Here is a 16,144-nt window from a genome sequence, read left to right as displayed (position 1 = left end):
AATGGCTAAAAACAAATCTAAAAAAGGAAACAAAGGAAACAAAAACAATAAGTCTGAAACTCCTAAGATTGAAAGAAATTGGAAAGAGCTTGGACTTATGATGGGTTTAGAAATTCACCAACAATTGAATACAAAGCATAAGCTTTTCTGTCCATGTTCAACTGAACTTATTGATGATGAATTTGATGATGGAATCATAAGAAACTTAAGGCCAACTCAAAGTGAATTAGGTCAAATAGACAGGGCTGCTTTGCAAGAATCCTTAAGGGACATGACCTTTAAGTATGAGTCATTCAACAATCACACTTGTCTTGTTGAAACTGATGATGAACCTCCTCATGCATTGAATAGGGAAGCATTGGATATTTGTATTACTATCGCTTCACTTTTAAACATGAGAATGGTGGATGAATTCCATACAATGAGAAAACAGGTAATTGATGGAAGTAACACTGGAGGTTTCCAAAGAACCGGTCTTGCAGCAACTGACGGTTACCTAGACACTCCATATGGAAGAGTGGCTATTGAATCATTAGGGCTTGAAGAGGATGCAGCAAGAAGGATAGATTCAGATGATGAATTTACTGAATTCCGTCTTGACAGATTAGGAATTCCTCTTGCAGAAATCACTACAGATCCTTCCATGCACCATCCAGAGCAAATAAAAGAAGTTGCTTATATGATTGGTCAGGTCTTAAGAAGCACTAATGTAAAAAGAGGAATCGGTACTATCCGTCAGGATGTAAACATCTCCATTACAAGAGGTGCAAGGGTAGAAATCAAAGGTGTACAGGACCTTGATTTAATGCCTGAAATTGTAGAAAGGGAAGTTCAAAGGCAATTGGCACTTGCAGACATTAAAGATGAACTCATAAAAAGAGATGCAAGTGTTGAAGATACCATTTACGACCTTGATGAAGTATTCAAAGACACTTCATCTAAGATTTTATCCTCTGCAGCATGCATTAAAGGTATTATCTTAAGAGGATTTGATGGTCTTATCGGTAAAGAGATTCAGCCAGGCAGAAGATTTGGTACTGAATTGTCCAGCTATGCTAAAAAGATGGGTGTTTCAGGACTTTTCCACACAGATGAATTGCCTGCATACGGTATTCAAGAAGATGAAGTCAATGCTATGAAAGAGTTCCTTAAAATAGGTCCTCAAGATGCAATAATCATTGTAGCTCACGATGAGGATGTTGCAGTTAATGCATTGAATGAAGTCATCAGAAGAGCAAACATGGCATTTGACGGTGTTGTTGAAGAGACAAGAAAAGCATTGGATGATGGAAATACAGAATACATGAGACCTCTTCCAACTGCAAACAGAATGTATCTTGAAACTGACATTCCATTGTTCCAAATCACTGATGATATGGTTGAACCTATTAAAAACAACCTTCCGGAACTTCCTGATGAGAAGAAGGAAAGAATCAAGGCAGAATACAAGCTCAGTGAAGATTTAGCAAGCCAAATCGTTAGAAGATTGCTTGAAGACACTTTCGAATCATTATTAAGCAAGGTTAAAGTTGATCCAACAACTGTTGCTTCTGTACTTGTTTCAGATTTAAGGGATTTAAGAAGAGAGGGAATAGATGTTTCAATCTTTGATGAGGAAAAATTGGTTGAAGTCTTCTCACTTCTTGAAGAAGGAAAAATCTCTAAGGATGCTATAAAAGACTTGATGGTTGCAGTTAGCAAAAAACCAGATGCTGATGTAGCAGAAATTGCTGAAGAAGCTAATTTAACTCTTCTAAGTGAAGATGCAGTTAGAGATATTATCCATGAAATAGCTACTCAAAATGAATCCATGATCAAGGAACGTCAAATGGGTGCTATGGGCCCTTTAATGGGAATGAGTATGAAAAAGCTTAAAGGAAAAGCAGATGGTAGTTTAGTGAATAAAATTGTAAGAGAAGAGATTCAAAATCTATTATAGATTTTGATTCTATTTTATTTTTTTAAAATAAATTCTTGTCAATTTTTAAAAACTTCAAATTCATATTTTAGAAAATAGTCCATTTTTAAAAAATTTATTCATATTTATTAGGTGTGTAATATGGAGAATTATGACATTGTAATTATTGGTGCAGGTCCAGCAGGATTGACTGCAGGAATGTATGCTGGAAGACAAAACTCAAAAACTTTAGTCATTGATAAAGGAATGGCTGGAGGATTAGGTTTGGAAGTCCCTATGATGCAGAATTATCCTGGTTTTGACTTGATTGCTGGAATGGAACTCATTCAAAAGATGAAGGCTCAAAGTGAAAATTATTGTGAAATCTTGGAAAACACAGTAATTGAATCAATTGAAAAAACAGAAGGTGGCTTTAATCTAAAGACTAAGAATTCTCCTTTATTGATGACATCTGATGATGCAGGTGAAAATGAATTCTTCACCAAAACAATCATTTTTGCTACTGGATCAAGCCATAGGCATTTGAATGTTCCAGGTGAAGAAGAGTTTTTAGGTCGTGGAGTGGCATACTGTGCAACCTGTGATGGAATGTTTTTCATTGGAAGGGATGTTCTTATGGTAGGTGGCGGAAACAGTGCTGCTCAAGAGGCATTATACCTTAAGAACCTTGGTTGCAATGTTAAATTGGTTCACAGAAGAGATGAATTGAGATGTGAGCATCACCTCCAAAATGCTTTGAAGGAAAATGATATTGAAGTTCTTTGGAATTCAACTATCGAAGAGATTAAAGGAGATATGGCTGTTGATTCAGTAACTCTTTTAAGAAATGGCAAAGAAGAGGATTATAAAACAGATGCTGTCTTTGTAGCTATTGGTGATGATCCTTCCAATGTATTGGCTAAGGAATTAGGAGTGGATTTGGATGAGAACGGTTACATAATTACTGACAAGAATCAGGCTACCAATGTAGAAGGAGTTTATTCTGCGGGAGATATTACTGGTGGTGTAAAACAGTGGATTGTAGCTTGTGGAGAAGGTGCAGTAGCTGCTATTTCTGCTTATAATTATTTAAATCTTCAATAATTCTTTTTTTATATATTTTTTATTTTTTATTTTTTATTTTTTTAATTTAATTTTAATTTAGTTTTAATTTAGTTTTAATTTAATTTTTTAATAATCTTTTTTATTTAATATTTTTTTAAAATTATTTTTCATTCGTATTTCAACGAATAATTATTTTTATTCAAAAAAAATAAAATAAGATATTTAATTATCTAATCAAATACCTTATCTATTGCTTGTATTAATATTTTAGCTCTTTTATCAGTTTGAGATTTTTTCTCATAGCTCCAAGTCTCAAATACAAATGTAGGTGTTCCTGCCTTAATCAATGGTAAGTGGATATAAGGAGGACTTGTTTGAGTTGGAGGAGACCAATATAGCATCTTAGAGTTTTTCTCAATAGATTTAATTATTTTAATGGTCTTTTTAGCCAATTTCATTGAAGGAGTATGCTGATTCTTTGGAACATGTATAAAGTAAGTTTGCTTATAGCTTATTCCAGATGTGGAATGAATGTCAGCCACCAAATCAAAGTTTTGCTTTTTTGCATGAGGAACTATATAGTTCTTAGCAAGCTTTTGACCTCTCATTCTTAAGGTGGAATATGATCCTTTCTTATTGGTTAAAACGATTCTATAAACATAATACTTATAATTCATCACTACTTTATTTTTTATGATTTTATAAAGTGAATCATGAATTTGATGTTCCATTGAATGCAATCCAACAACATAAGCTATTTTTACTTTTGAGCTGCGGTTTCCAATAGGTCCAATGAAGTATACCTTTCCATAGCTGGTTTTTCCTATAAGTTTGCTTGTAAGCACATTTACTTTAGTGCTTTTGCTTACAGGCATGTAATTGCCTTTTCCAGCATACTTGATGGTAACGCTATAAATGTTAGACCTTAAGCTGATTTTCAATTTAGCTAAACCGTTCTTTTTTGTTATTCTTGTATAGGTTTTTTCCATTGATTGTAATTTTAATGGTTTGATTAGCTATTGCCTTGCCTGCAGTTGTTTTCAAGTAAACATTCAAGCAATTGCCTCTAAAGATTCCATATTGTGCAATGGTCATTTTTGTATAGATTGGCTTTGCAATAACTCTTAAATTCAATGTTTTTGTTGAGGACTCGTATTTGTCATCCCCTTCAAAATTCAATGTCACAGAATATGTTTTAGCTGCATTTGTAATATTGAATTTACATACTCCATTGCTATTGGTAATTGCAGAAAGGGTCTTTCCATTAATTGTAAGTGTAACTTCCTGATTTGCAATGGCATTTTTGGAACTGTCTTTCAAATAAACATTTAAATAATTGTTCTTTATGACATAATCTGCAGAGCTTATGGATGTTTTTTCCAATATCACTTCCTGAGGTTCATCTACTATCGGTTCAGTTGGATCTGTAATTTCAGGGCTTGAATTGTTATTGTCTCCTGTGGTTTCTGTCTCCTCATGAATTATCTCTGTGGAGCATCCTTCCGGATTATCTGTGAGAACCTCATCCACTCCAGAGTTGTCACTTAAAATTTGATTTGAAAAAGCATCTGTGCTTTGATCTATTTCACTTGCAGATATCATGCCTATGTTAATTATGAAAAGAAAAATCAAAATAGCGCAAAAATATCTGAACGTTTTTTTATTCATTTAATACCTCCTTGGGAGTTTAAATAATTCTAATAAGTCTGATTTTAATTAACCTAATTTTAAAAATAATCATTAATCAAAAAATAAAAAAAGATAGATGAAAATGAAATAACTAAGATATAATATCTAAAGTTAATATTCTTTTTCAGTAATGAATACATATAATACATAGGCTATTGCCAATACAACAAAGATAGGTAATAACCATGCAAACACTTTAATTAAAGCTGCTACAACTATAATAATTATTAAATAGGTTATTAATTCATCGATTTTCATAGTTCTTATTTATCTTTTAATACTATTTAAATTTATTTAAGTTGTTTAATTTATCTTAATATGGTAAGTTAATGTAATAAATTTATATATTATATTAAATATATATTAAATTAATATAATATTATACATTATATATGCATTTAATTTTTAGCTTTTAATGTAATATTATAAGGAATTTATTCGTAAAAAAAATGATTTTGAGAGATTATATGACAATTTTAGTTATTAATAACAAGGGACAATACAACCACAGAATCCAAAGAAGCTTACAGTATCTTAAGATTCCTTCTCAATTGGTTAGCAATCAACTATCCATTGAAGAGATTGAATCAAAAGAGCCTATCGGCTTGATTTTAGGTGGAGGTCCTTCCATTGATGATGTGGGAAATGCTCCAGAATTCATCAAGCACTTTGATATTCCTATTCTTGGCATTTGTTTAGGTCATCAGTTAATAGCTAAAACCTTTGGTGGTGAAGTCTCCACTTCAGACACTGAAAGTTATGCTCAAGTAAAAATTAATCTTTTAGATACTTCCAGTCTCTTTAAAGGACTTGAATCTCCACTTGACGTTTGGAGCTCTCATAAAGATGAAGTTCACACTCTTCCTGAAGAATTTGACATAATTGCAAGTTCCTCTCTTTGTGATATAGAAGCTATGAAACATAAGGAAAAAGAGATTTATGGAATTCAATTCCATCCAGAAGTTCATCACACTCCTAAAGGAGAATTCATCTTTAAGAATTTTTATGAGATTTGTCAGAATTATAAAAATGGATAAATTAAAAATAAAAAGAGTTATTATATTTATTATTAATTTTAAATTTAAAAAAGGGTTGATAAGATGTTTGATAATTTAGATGACTTTAAGAAAAAAGCAATTGACAATAAAGCTAACTTAAAATTCAAAACCATTAGCATTCCTATTGGTGATGGTGAACAAGATTTCAGAATAACTGGCATTGGTGAAAAAGCTATTAAAATTGAAAAATATGTCAAATACGAAGACATGATGGATGCTGTAATGGATGGCAAAGACGAAGGTTTAGAAGCTATCATTATGGAATTTATCGAAGATTTTGAATAAATCCAAGAATTTACATAATATTTTTCATAATTTCAATTATATTCATTGAAAGAAGCTTTATTGGAACAATAATTTTTAAATAATTTTTTAAGGTATTTTTATGTTAAACCCAAAAGAATTTATTGAAGATGCTACTCGTAAAATCAAAGAAGAAATTGGTGATGAAAAAACTATTATAGCATTATCCGGTGGAGTTGACAGTTCTGTCTGTTCAGTTCTTACCCAAGAAGCTATTGGTGACAATTTGACTGCAATATTCGTTAACCATGGATTGCTTAGAGAAGGAGAAGCAGAACAGGTTTGTGCAGTTTTCGAAGAAAGATTAAACTTCAAGTATGTTGATGCATCTGATGAATTTTTATCCGAACTTGAAGGTGTAGATGACCCTGAAGAGAAAAGGAAAATCATTGGAAGAGTATTCATTGAAGTCTTTGAAAGAGAAGCACAAGCAGTTGACGCTAAATACTTGGTTCAAGGTACCATTGCTCCTGATTGGATTGAAACTGAAGGAGAAATCAAGACTCACCACAACATGGCATTGCCAAGCGGTATGGTTTTAAAAGTAGTTGAACCTGTAAGAGACTTATATAAAGATGAAGTAAGAGAAGTCGGTACTGAATTAGGTCTTCCAGACAGCATTGTACAAAGACAACCTTTCCCAGGTCCTGGACTTGGTGTAAGAGTTGTTGGAGCTTTAACAAGAGATAATTTAGCTGTTTGCAGAGCTGCAGATGCTATTGTAAGAGAAGAAGTGGAAAAAGCTGGCTTAGATAAGGAATTATGGCAATATTTCGCTGTACTTACTGACACTAAGGTAACTGGTGTAAAAGGTGATGAAAGGGACTTCGGTTATCTTATTGTAATCAGATTAATCAGTTCTATTGACGCAATGACTGCAACTGTTCCTGAAATGCCTTGGGATGTAATCAGAACCATTTCCAGAAGAATCACTTCTGAAGTTTCTGAAGTTACCCATGTCGCTTTATCCATTAGTGACAAGCCACCTAGTACCATTGAATTCTGTTAATTATTTATTAATTGACAAAAATTTAATATAAATTCTCTAAATTAAAGTTAAATTAGTTTTTAAAACTAATTTTAACTATTTTATTTTTCATCATACTCAATTAGCAATCATCATCATTTATTTTATTTAAGGTATTATTATGAGAACATCTAAGACTACTAAGAATGCTTATTTAGCCAAATTAACTGAGAATATACAGATGAGATCAGTTGATGTTGGAAAGGATTTAGATGGAAGTACACCACCATCTGTTTTTATAGGTCGATGGAGCTATCCTAAAGTGTATGCTGGACCAATGATGGTTCCTCAACTTGGAGATACATATATAATGGACTCTCCAGAGCAGTGGATAGGTGAAAATAAAACCCAAGAAGACATTATTGGATACCGATTGAATCTTGTCCGTGGAAAACAATTGATTGACATTAAGGATTTGGAGAATCCCTTTGTTGAAAAGCTTCAGGACATTTCTCTTGCATCAAAATCCATTGACAGCGAAGCCACTTTTGGATCAAGGCCTAGCGGTTCAATGTTCAGTGAAGAAAGCACACCTCATGGTCCAAGCGCTTTAATTGAAAAATTCGACATTGATGCAGTCAAATGGGATAAGCAACTTGAAAAAAGCTTTTATGACACTGATTTAAAGGCTCGTGAAGCGGTGATGAATCTCCATAATAAGGATGTTCCATTTTCAGCAATGCAAAAGGCGTTTTCTGTTGGAGCATTCGGTCTTAAAAAGAATCGAAAATTGGTTCCAACAAGATGGTCAATTACTGCCTGTGACAGTACAATTGCAGACAATCTATTGAAGGAAGTCAGACATTATAATATAATGGATTCCTATAGGGTTTATGAATTTTCAAGCTTGAAAAATTATTATGCTATTATCTTAACACCTACCGAATGGCAATATGAATGGTTTGAAGCATTTATTAAAATACTTGGTAAAGAGGAAATGATTTTTTCGGATTATGAAACAAATACTGATAAAACTGAATATTCCTGTGTAGGTGGATGTTATTACACTGCTAAAATGGCAGTATTGGATAAATTAGCTAAACTAAAACTTCAATCTGGCGTTATTATACTTAGGGAAGCTTATTCCGGGTATGTTCCTCTTGGAGTGTTTAATGTTAGAGAGAATATTAAATATGCGATGGATGGGGAGTACAAGGAGTTTGAATCACTAAAAGACTCTCTTGTTTACTGCGGAACTAAATTAAAGATTCCAATCAGCAAATATGTAAAGCAAAGCAATTTGCTAAAGGAATTATTGCATTCAAAGCAGACAACATTGGATTCCTTCTTCAAGAAATCTCCAGATTTGCAACAATAATAACAAATTTATATTAAAATTAATCATTAAATAATGACTTTAGGTAAAAATATGAATCTTAAATTTAAAAAACCATCAAAGGAAACTCAAATGGCCATGTCTAAAGTGGCAAGTGGTGAGGATAAAAAGGATTATCATGCATTGGCTGAAGAGAAATTAGCCCATATCACTAATCAAATCCATGTTAAATTGGTGAATAGTGGCAATTCTGCAATTCTTTCTGCTATGAATTCTATTGATGGCGCTATTTTAATTCCAGATCAAGGGGCATGGAACGGATTTAAGCAAATAGCTAATTTTTTAAATAAGGACTTAATCACTGTAAAGACTAATGAGGGATTAATTGATTTAGATAATCTCAACGAGTCAATTATTTCATCATCAGAAGACAATATTATAGATTTGGATGATGAAAACAATAAATCTGCTCTATTCTTAACAAGTTTTGCAGCTTATACTGCTGAGCAGGACTTGAAGGCAATTTGTGATTTTGCCCATAAGAACAATATTCTTGTTGTGGAAGATGCATCAGGAGCTATTGGGGATTATGAGAATAGATTGGCAAATGGAAATTATTCAGACATCATTATTGGATCTACAGGCTCTCCAAAAATAGTCAATGTTGAGGATGGTGGATTCATAACAGCAAATGATGAGGGATTTTTTGATAAGTCAAAACTTCTTTTGAAAACAAATAATGCAAGCAACATAACTGCCTGTGGAATCTATAATGAATTGGATTGCGCTAAGGATAACCTTAAAAAGACTGTTGATGCATGCCTATATCTTAAGGAAGCTATTGAAGAAAAAACAAGTTTCAATGTATTCCACAAGGATAAAAGGGGAATAAATGTTATTGTAGAAACAGGAGACCCTAAGTCATTATCATATAAATTACGTCAGGAATTTGTTTTAGACAGCCATGGAATGATTACCAAATGTCCTAATTATAACAGATTAAAAGAAAAAGCAGTTGCCTTGGAAATCAAGAATTTGGATATTGAATGTTTAAGTCAGGATAATTTGGATGAAATCATCAAAACTTTAAAGTGCCTTGATAATTAATTAAAAATAGTTTTTTTTTTTAAATTGAAGTATGTTTAAGGTTAAAAAAATAGTTTTTTTTAAAATTTTTTCACTCTCTTTGTTCATTGTTCTACTATTAATCGAGTAGTTTTATCAATTAATATGTCTGTTATCGGTATGTTCTTTAACTCTTTTTCAGGAATATCATATAAGTTTGTTAATATTGATTCGTCAGCTTCTAAAACAGCATCATTTCTTACAAACATATCAGATAATTCATCGATAAAGTAATCTGGGCAATCGATTAGAACAACCGCTATATTCATTTTACCTTCCTTAAGACCAAGAATGTCAAATGCCTTTGAAATTTGCCTTTGGGCAGAAGTTCTGATTAGAATTTCAATACCTAAATCCTTAGCTAAATTTTCCCCTCTTTTGAATGCATTGATTGCATGAATGACTCCTTGCTGAAGGTGTTCCTTTCCAGCTATTGCATCTGCATTCATAAGTTGAATAATGCCAACATCACAACAGCTGTTTCTAATGTCTTCGACTTGTTCCAATGTTTTAGGAATACTTTCTATTTCTCCAGTGAAACCTAATATTTCAACATTATCCAAATTAGCTAATTCATTATTGAATTCTTTCATTTTATCGCTCTATAATGTTAGATTATAAAAATTAAAATAATTATATGATTAAAATTAAAAAATAATTTAAAAATTGTTTATTTTTTATTTTTCTTTGCTTGTTTTTTGTCTAAGGAAAAATGATTGTTTTCAAGCAATCTGTTTACACCGTCAACATAAGCCTCTACACTTGCATTGATAATGTCCGGTTCAGTTGCTCTTGCAGATATGATCTTATCTCCTGAGCTTAGTTTTACAATTACTTCAATCAATGCATCTGTACCGCCTGTAACTGCATCTACATGGTATTCCTCAAGCTTTATGTCTGCAAAGTTCTTGATTCCCTTATTCACTGCATTGATTGCTGCATCAACAGGACCGATACCAACATCAGCTTCGATCACTTCCTTATCTTCAATGTTCATCTTGATTGAAGCGGTCGGCCTAATCTTATTTCCTGAAACGATTGTTAGTTCATCAAGATTGATTTTCTTTTCCTGCTCGATGTTTAGGACATGCTCTGCAATAGCTTCCAAATCAGTGTCTGTAACGGTTTTTCCCTTGTCTCCAAGGTCCTTTACCTTAAGGAATATCTCATTTAATTGGGCTTTGTCAACTTCAATGCCTAATTCCTGTAATCTATTGTTCAAGCCCTTGGTTCCAACATGCTTCCCAACGATAAACTTACGTCTATGTCCTACAAGCTCTGGCATGATAGGTTCATAGGTTGCGCTGTTTTTTATAACTCCATCTGCATGGATTCCAGATTCATGTGCAAATGCGTTTTCACCTACAATCGGTTTGTTTGGAGCAAGATATGCATTGCTTAATCTTGAAACCAATTTAGATGTGCTGTAAAGCTGGTTTATCTTAATGTCAGTGGTGTACTTGCTTTCATCATCATCGTCACTATATTTATATAATGTGTTCAATGAGACTACAACCTCTTCAATAGCTGCATTTCCAGCTCTTTCACCAAGACCATTGATGGTTCCATGGAATCTTGTAGCTCCTCCATCAATAGCTGATAATGTATTTGCTACAGCAAGACCGAAGTCATTATGGCAATGAGCGCTTACAGGAACTCCCAAATCAGAGAATTTTCTATAGAAATTAAAGGATTTGAGTGGTGTAAGCATTCCTAAAGTGTCACATGGGCAGATTCTATCTGCTCCTGCATTGATTGTTGCCTTGAAAATTCTTCTTAAGTATTCCACATCAGTTCTTGTTGAGTCTTCAGCTGCAAGCTCTACAGCAAGGCCATGATCCTTAGCGTATTCAACCACTTTTACAGCATCTTCAAGCATTTCATCTTGTGATTTCTTAATTTTATATTTCAAATGCAAATCAGAAGTGGGAACTACAACATTTACAGCATCGACATCACATTCCAAGCAGTAATCCACATCCTTAAGCAATGTTCTTGAAAAGCTTACAATCTCTGCATTCAATCCTTGTGATGTAATCAATTTAATGGCTTCCCTTTCACCTTCAGATGTAATTGCAGATCCTGCTTCAATGGAATTAACTCCTATCTCGTCTAATTTGGTAGCTATCCTTAATTTTTTAATTGCATTTAAGGAGATTCCAGGAGTCTGTTCTCCATCCCTTAATGTGGTGTCTAATACTTCAATTTTCATTTTTCCATCTCTTCTTTAAACCATTCTACAGTTTCTCTTAACTGCTCTTCAAATTTATCATCTTCTGGCTTGAATCCAATATTTTTAAGATTGCTGATATCCGCTAATGAGTGCTTAATGTCTCCTGGACGCTCATCAAGATAATTAACTTTTAAGTCTGATTCCAAAACATCACTAACAATATCAAATAGCTGGTTTATGGTCATTGATTTTCCTAATGCAACATTCACCATTCCATTGTAGTCTGATTCACATGCTGCAATGTTTGCTTTAGCGATTTCCTTTACAAAAATAAAGTCTCTGCTTTGCTCTCCATCACCATAAATAACTGGGCTTTCACCTTTTAGGATTGCAGAGATGAATTTAGGGATTACTGCAGCATAAGGTGAGTTTTCATCTTGTCTAGGACCAAAGACATTGAAATACCTTAGAGCTACATAATTCAATCCATAGCTTTCATGGAATGATTTTAAGTATAATTCGTCGCTTGCCTTTTGAGCAGCATAAGGGGATGAAGGCATAGGAAGTTCAGTTTCCTTAAGAGGCATGTTGGGATTTTCTCCATAAACTGCAGAAGATGATGAGAAAACAATCTTTTTGATGTTGTTGTTTTTACATGCAATAAGCAATTTCAAGGTAGCGTCGATGTTTGTCTCGTTGTAATCTAAAGGTTCTGCTACACTTCCTGGCACGCTTACCTTCGCTGCAAGGTGGAATACATAATCCTTTCCTTTTAAAATCTCATCTAAATCACAGTCTAGAAGATCCTCTTCAATTAAGGTTAAATTTTCGTGATTTGGATTTTTTAGGTTTTCCATTTTTCCAGAGGATAAGTTGTCTATAATGGTCACTTTATTGTCTTCCAATAGCTCTTCAACAATGTGTGAACCTATAAATCCGCATCCTCCAGTAACTACAATTTCTTTATTTTCCATTATATCTGGTCCTTTAATTTATAATGTAAAATGATTTTTCAATGATTCAATGCCTATGATTTTCATCATTGATTTATAATTTTATTTTCTATATTAGTATAGATTTATAATTTTAATACTATTTTAATATTTTGTAATTTTATATAAGAAATAAATTCCTATTGTGGTCATATTCTGGTAATATTGTGGTTATATTTTTGTCAATTGTGGTGTTAATAAAAATAATTATAATTTTTAGGAATGCCTAAATTTTTATCCTTTCAAACTGCTTCTTTTTCAAAGATTGTTCATAAATTATCTTTATTTTCTGTTGATTGATTTAATTTTTTTTCGATTTTAAAAATAATCATAAATTTGCCCTATTTTTTCGGCTTGGCAACAAGTAATAAAAGATATATATTAAATTATAACATATATATAAGTATGATTAGTATAGGTGCTAATGGATTTCAATTATTCATGAATTATATGGTGGCTATCATAGTTGCAATAGTTTTAGCGTTAGCTTTAAAATTGCCACTTCTTCCAGAAAAGCCAATCAGGTTTTCCTGGACAAAAAGTGCACTATTTCCAACTCCTGTGTTCGCTATAGGAATTCTAGCTATTTTTTATTCATTAAATGTGTTTTGGATTTATAATGGATTGATAATTGCAATTATAGTTGGGGCATTCTCAGCTATTTTTGTCAAGTATCTATTCGATTATGTTTTCCCAAACCCTCAAGGAGGTAGCAAATAATGGATCTAATAATTGGCTTGATTTTAGCAACCATTATCTCTTGGCTTAATTTTGTAATAGTGGATACATTCCTAGGTCTTCCTGAAGCTCCAGGTGTTAAAGGGGCAGAGACTGTAGGATATTCCATCAAAAATAGAAAAGGGGATTTGGCAGGAGGATTCTTCCAAGGAAACATCCTATGTTCTCCAGATGCATCAGCAGGAACATTGATTGCTTCAATTGGAGTTTACATTCTTGGAATTCAAGGCGGTTTAATAGCTGCATTGCTTGTTTACATTGGGAATAGATTATGTGCAGATCCAGGTTATGCTGGAACAACTGGCGCTTTGACCATGACACTACTCATATTCATCTACTCATTCATTGGAATCACTCCAGAGATGTTCATTTGTGGAATGGTAATTGCAATATTCACTATTCAAGGAATTCACCATCCAACAAGTTCTAGATTAATTGGAAAAATAGCAAAATCCTTTGGTAGATATACTAAATATGAATAATTAAAAGATTTTAAATCTTAAAAAAAATGAATTAAAATAAATAAATGAAAATTAATTGAAAAATACAAGGTTAAATTATGTTTATTGAAATTATTGGAGTTATTACAATTTTAATGGCTTTAAGAGCAGTAATAACCAAAGATAGGGCAGAAAAATTACTTTACATAAATGTAATAGGATTCTGTGTTTCTGCATTGATTGCATTGTATATTAAAACTCCATTTGGTCTTGTATTAGCTGCAACTTTCTTTATCTCTTCTACAATTGGTGCAAATGCAATTGCATACAGCTTAAAGGATTTGGAAGATGAAATTACCTATGATAAGAATATGGAAGAGCATAAGGAAAATTGATGATTATTACTTTTATAGATAATAGAAATGGGATTTAAATGTTGGAATTTATTGACTTGACAACAATATCAATTGCTTTGATGATAATAGGTGCTATTGGAGTTGTCCTATTAAAGAAACCATTGGATAAGGTTATAATGGTTTCAATCTTGGAAGCAGGCTTGTTTTTAGCTATTGTCAGCTTTAAATATTTGGATGTTGCTTTTTTAACTGCTGTTCTTGATCCATTATCTATTATTGTATTTTTACTTGCCTTAATCAAAATAAATGAAGTGCGTAAATCAAAACTAAAGGATTATTCCACACTTCCTAAAATGATTCAAAGCAGTGAAAATGAAATAAGAAACTCTGAAGGTGGTAAATAATGTTTAATCTTGCTCTTTGGGTTTATGTAGGCTTGGCACTTGCCATTTTTGGAAGTCTAGCTACCGTTTGGGGTCCTGGAGTGAAAGACCCAATCATAAGAACCATCAATACTGAAGTGGCATCTGTAGGAGTTTCATTGATTTTACTTACTTATAATTCTACATTGGCTCTTTTGACTTTAATTGCAACTACAATTATTGTGACATTGATCTTGTTTAGAGCTATTTCTCGTTTAGAAGAGATAGGGGCTGATGTATAATGCTTATCAATTTATTAAACTTAATGCCTGGAGGAAACCAAAATGCCTAAAATAGCTAAATTATGGAATAAATTGGCAAATCCGAAGAATATTCCTAGATTGTTCGCTCTAATTTTAGGTTTGCTCCTAATAGCCGGATTCCTTATTCCTATCGGATTGGATCCCGATCAAATCTACACTCGTCCGGCTCCTCAAAGTCAAATGGATGCGGGATTGGCTATTGCTCCATATGATAGGGGTGGAGAGATTTTGGAAAGTCCGGGTGTTACTGAAGCCCAATATCCTGAAAATTCACAGAATCTGGGTTGGATCAATTCATATATGACTCCAATTGCTGAAATGCTAAAAGGTATTTCCCCATACTTTGGAACAAGTATCTGTGCATCTCCAGGTGGAGTGATAGATGAAATCCTTTACTATACAAGAGGTTTTGACACTATCTTGGAATCCTCTATTCTTATGATGGCATTCATAATTGCATCATGGCTTGCCATTAACTTTACCATGGTTAGAAAGGAGAAAAAAGGTAAAGGAGACATTAAGGAAGATGTAAAAAGAGCTATTGCAAGTTCTGACAAGATAGCCAGTGAAGTTGAAATGAGCAATCGTAAAGCTCGTGAAAAGCAAGCTAAAAAGGAGTTCAGGTGATTAGATGGCTGCAAGTATAATTCCACAATTTGTTCCTGCATTCTATAGCTCAATGTATTCCACAGCTTTATACGGTGGTTTGATTGTAGCTTTCATTGGCCTGATGGGAATTGCAATGGAGAAAAGAGACATTCAAGTTCTTATATTGACTGATATTGTCGGTTTGGCTATGCTTATTGTTGTAGCGGCAGTGGGAACTGATTTGTCTGAAGCATTGATTCTTCCGGGTCTAGTAGTTGAATTGGCAGAGATCATGGCAATATCCGAGATTTTAATATCTCGTGAAATGAGAAAGAAAGATGTAGATACCTCATTTGCACCAATGCCATTAAATATAGATATGGAGATTATGACTACTGCTCCTAATTTCATTGCATTGTTATTGATAGGTTATGGTGTGTTCCTATCCGGATTTACTGGTGGTGCAGTAGCTGGAGGAGGTATTGTAATTTATGTTTTAAGCAGAAAGGTAAGAGGATTGCCAATAGTTGTTCTTGATGGAGTGGGAGCAATATCCGGTATCTCTTGGTGCTTATGGATTATTGGATTCCTGTTATTCTTTATCTTGCCTCAATACTGGTTACTCAGCTTATTCCTAGCTGCTTTAGGATTGCTCTTGAAAGTGGCTTCCAAGATTGGATTGATTGGAATAATGATGAGAGAGGAATATGGAAGAAAATGATTATTCCAAAT

20 protein-coding genes are annotated in these 16,144 nt (G+C 33.1%); 14 read left to right on the top strand and 6 right to left on the bottom strand.

Annotated elements, in window-relative coordinates; genetic code table 11:
- The first annotated feature begins 1 nt into the window (after position 1).
- Both gatE and VW161_RS03215 read left to right on the top strand, forming a co-directional pair.
- Positions 2-1,939, top strand: a complete 1,938-nt coding sequence (gene gatE / locus VW161_RS03220) for a Glu-tRNA(Gln) amidotransferase subunit GatE (protein WP_304086562.1) — start codon at positions 2-4, stop codon at positions 1,937-1,939.
- Positions 1,940-2,059: 120 nt separating this feature from the next.
- Positions 2,060-3,001, top strand: coding sequence for an NAD(P)/FAD-dependent oxidoreductase (locus VW161_RS03215; RefSeq protein ID WP_304086565.1), 942 nt, complete (start codon positions 2,060-2,062; stop codon positions 2,999-3,001).
- Between the two features lie 191 nt (positions 3,002-3,192).
- Here VW161_RS03215 and VW161_RS03210 read toward each other — a convergent pair whose 3' ends face one another.
- The 3 genes from VW161_RS03210 to VW161_RS03200 all read right to left on the bottom strand — a co-directional run bounded on the left by VW161_RS03210 (position 3,193) and on the right by VW161_RS03200 (position 4,909).
- Positions 3,193-3,951 carry a hypothetical protein gene (locus tag VW161_RS03210; protein ID WP_304086568.1) on the bottom strand — a complete coding sequence of 253 codons (759 nt, stop codon included), beginning with the start codon at positions 3,949-3,951 and terminating at the stop codon, positions 3,193-3,195.
- Positions 3,905-4,630 (bottom strand): Ig-like domain-containing protein, encoded by a 726-nt coding sequence (locus tag VW161_RS03205; protein WP_304092615.1) that lies wholly within the window; start codon positions 4,628-4,630, stop codon positions 3,905-3,907. The genes VW161_RS03210 and VW161_RS03205 overlap by 47 nt, the downstream gene beginning before the upstream one ends.
- A 132-nt stretch (positions 4,631-4,762) precedes the next feature.
- Positions 4,763-4,909, bottom strand: coding sequence for a hypothetical protein (locus VW161_RS03200; RefSeq protein ID WP_298535826.1), 147 nt, complete (start codon positions 4,907-4,909; stop codon positions 4,763-4,765).
- A 209-nt stretch (positions 4,910-5,118) separates the two neighbouring features.
- Between VW161_RS03200 and VW161_RS03195 the strand changes: the two genes are divergently transcribed.
- The 5 genes from VW161_RS03195 (at position 5,119) to VW161_RS03175 (ending at position 9,422) form a co-directional block, all read left to right on the top strand.
- Positions 5,119-5,688, top strand: coding sequence for a GMP synthase subunit A (locus VW161_RS03195; RefSeq protein WP_304087780.1), 570 nt, complete (start codon positions 5,119-5,121; stop codon positions 5,686-5,688).
- A 63-nt stretch (positions 5,689-5,751) separates the two neighbouring features.
- Positions 5,752-5,994, top strand: a complete 243-nt coding sequence (locus tag VW161_RS03190; protein ID WP_304087782.1) for a hypothetical protein — start codon at positions 5,752-5,754, stop codon at positions 5,992-5,994.
- 100 nt (positions 5,995-6,094) lie between these two features.
- Positions 6,095-7,021 carry a glutamine-hydrolyzing GMP synthase gene (gene guaA / locus VW161_RS03185; protein ID WP_298535820.1) on the top strand — a complete coding sequence of 309 codons (927 nt, stop codon included), beginning with the start codon at positions 6,095-6,097 and terminating at the stop codon, positions 7,019-7,021.
- Positions 7,022-7,160: 139 nt separating this feature from the next.
- Positions 7,161-8,357, top strand: a complete 1,197-nt coding sequence (locus VW161_RS03180; RefSeq protein WP_304087784.1) for an Nre family DNA repair protein — start codon at positions 7,161-7,163, stop codon at positions 8,355-8,357.
- A 51-nt stretch (positions 8,358-8,408) separates the two neighbouring features.
- Entirely contained in the window at positions 8,409-9,422 is a 1,014-nt protein-coding gene (locus tag VW161_RS03175) for a DegT/DnrJ/EryC1/StrS family aminotransferase (RefSeq protein ID WP_325192698.1), read from the top strand.
- 83 nt (positions 9,423-9,505) lie between these two features.
- Here the strand turns inward: VW161_RS03175 and cgi121 are convergent, their stop codons facing one another.
- The 3 genes from cgi121 to VW161_RS03160 all read right to left on the bottom strand — a co-directional run bounded on the left by cgi121 (position 9,506) and on the right by VW161_RS03160 (position 12,587).
- Positions 9,506-10,033, bottom strand: coding sequence for a KEOPS complex subunit Cgi121 (cgi121, locus tag VW161_RS03170; protein WP_304087788.1), 528 nt, complete (start codon positions 10,031-10,033; stop codon positions 9,506-9,508).
- Between the two features lie 77 nt (positions 10,034-10,110).
- The gene (locus VW161_RS03165) at positions 10,111-11,652 is read right to left on the bottom strand and encodes a (R)-citramalate synthase (RefSeq protein WP_325192697.1); all 1,542 of its coding nucleotides are present in this window, start codon (positions 11,650-11,652) and stop codon (positions 10,111-10,113) included.
- On the bottom strand, positions 11,649-12,587 hold the full coding sequence (locus VW161_RS03160; RefSeq protein WP_304087792.1) for an SDR family oxidoreductase: 939 nt from the start codon (positions 12,585-12,587) through the stop codon (positions 11,649-11,651). The genes VW161_RS03165 and VW161_RS03160 overlap by 4 nt, the downstream gene beginning before the upstream one ends.
- Positions 12,588-13,010: 423 nt before the next feature.
- On the opposite strand from VW161_RS03160, the gene VW161_RS03155 reads away from it, so the two are divergent.
- The 7 genes from VW161_RS03155 to VW161_RS03125 all read left to right on the top strand — a co-directional run bounded on the left by VW161_RS03155 (position 13,011) and on the right by VW161_RS03125 (position 16,133).
- Positions 13,011-13,325, top strand: coding sequence for an energy-converting hydrogenase A subunit A EhaA (locus VW161_RS03155; RefSeq protein ID WP_304087794.1), 315 nt, complete (start codon positions 13,011-13,013; stop codon positions 13,323-13,325).
- Positions 13,325-13,825 (top strand): hypothetical protein, encoded by a 501-nt coding sequence (locus tag VW161_RS03150; protein ID WP_304087796.1) that lies wholly within the window; start codon positions 13,325-13,327, stop codon positions 13,823-13,825. The genes VW161_RS03155 and VW161_RS03150 overlap by 1 nt, the downstream gene beginning before the upstream one ends.
- 77 nt (positions 13,826-13,902) lie before the next feature.
- On the top strand, positions 13,903-14,178 hold the full coding sequence (locus VW161_RS03145) for a DUF2109 domain-containing protein (RefSeq protein ID WP_304087798.1): 276 nt from the start codon (positions 13,903-13,905) through the stop codon (positions 14,176-14,178).
- 38 nt (positions 14,179-14,216) lie between these two features.
- Positions 14,217-14,543 carry a DUF2108 domain-containing protein gene (locus tag VW161_RS03140; protein ID WP_325192696.1) on the top strand — a complete coding sequence of 109 codons (327 nt, stop codon included), beginning with the start codon at positions 14,217-14,219 and terminating at the stop codon, positions 14,541-14,543.
- Positions 14,543-14,803: an EhaE family protein gene (locus VW161_RS03135; protein WP_298535348.1), complete on the top strand. Its 261-nt coding sequence runs from the start codon at positions 14,543-14,545 to the stop codon at positions 14,801-14,803. The genes VW161_RS03140 and VW161_RS03135 overlap by 1 nt, the downstream gene beginning before the upstream one ends.
- Positions 14,804-14,845: 42 nt before the next feature.
- Positions 14,846-15,451: an EhaF family protein gene (locus VW161_RS03130; protein ID WP_304136247.1), complete on the top strand. Its 606-nt coding sequence runs from the start codon at positions 14,846-14,848 to the stop codon at positions 15,449-15,451.
- A 4-nt stretch (positions 15,452-15,455) separates the two neighbouring features.
- Positions 15,456-16,133, top strand: a complete 678-nt coding sequence (locus VW161_RS03125) for an EhaG family protein (RefSeq protein ID WP_304087804.1) — start codon at positions 15,456-15,458, stop codon at positions 16,131-16,133.
- Positions 16,134-16,144: the final 11 nt, after the last annotated feature.

Source organism: Methanobrevibacter ruminantium, from assembly GCF_016294135.1.
Taxonomy (GTDB): domain Archaea; phylum Methanobacteriota; class Methanobacteria; order Methanobacteriales; family Methanobacteriaceae; genus Methanobrevibacter; species Methanobrevibacter ruminantium_A.
The sequence above is the reverse complement of the archived record's forward strand: the minus strand, read 5'-3'. Positions and strand labels throughout refer to the sequence as shown.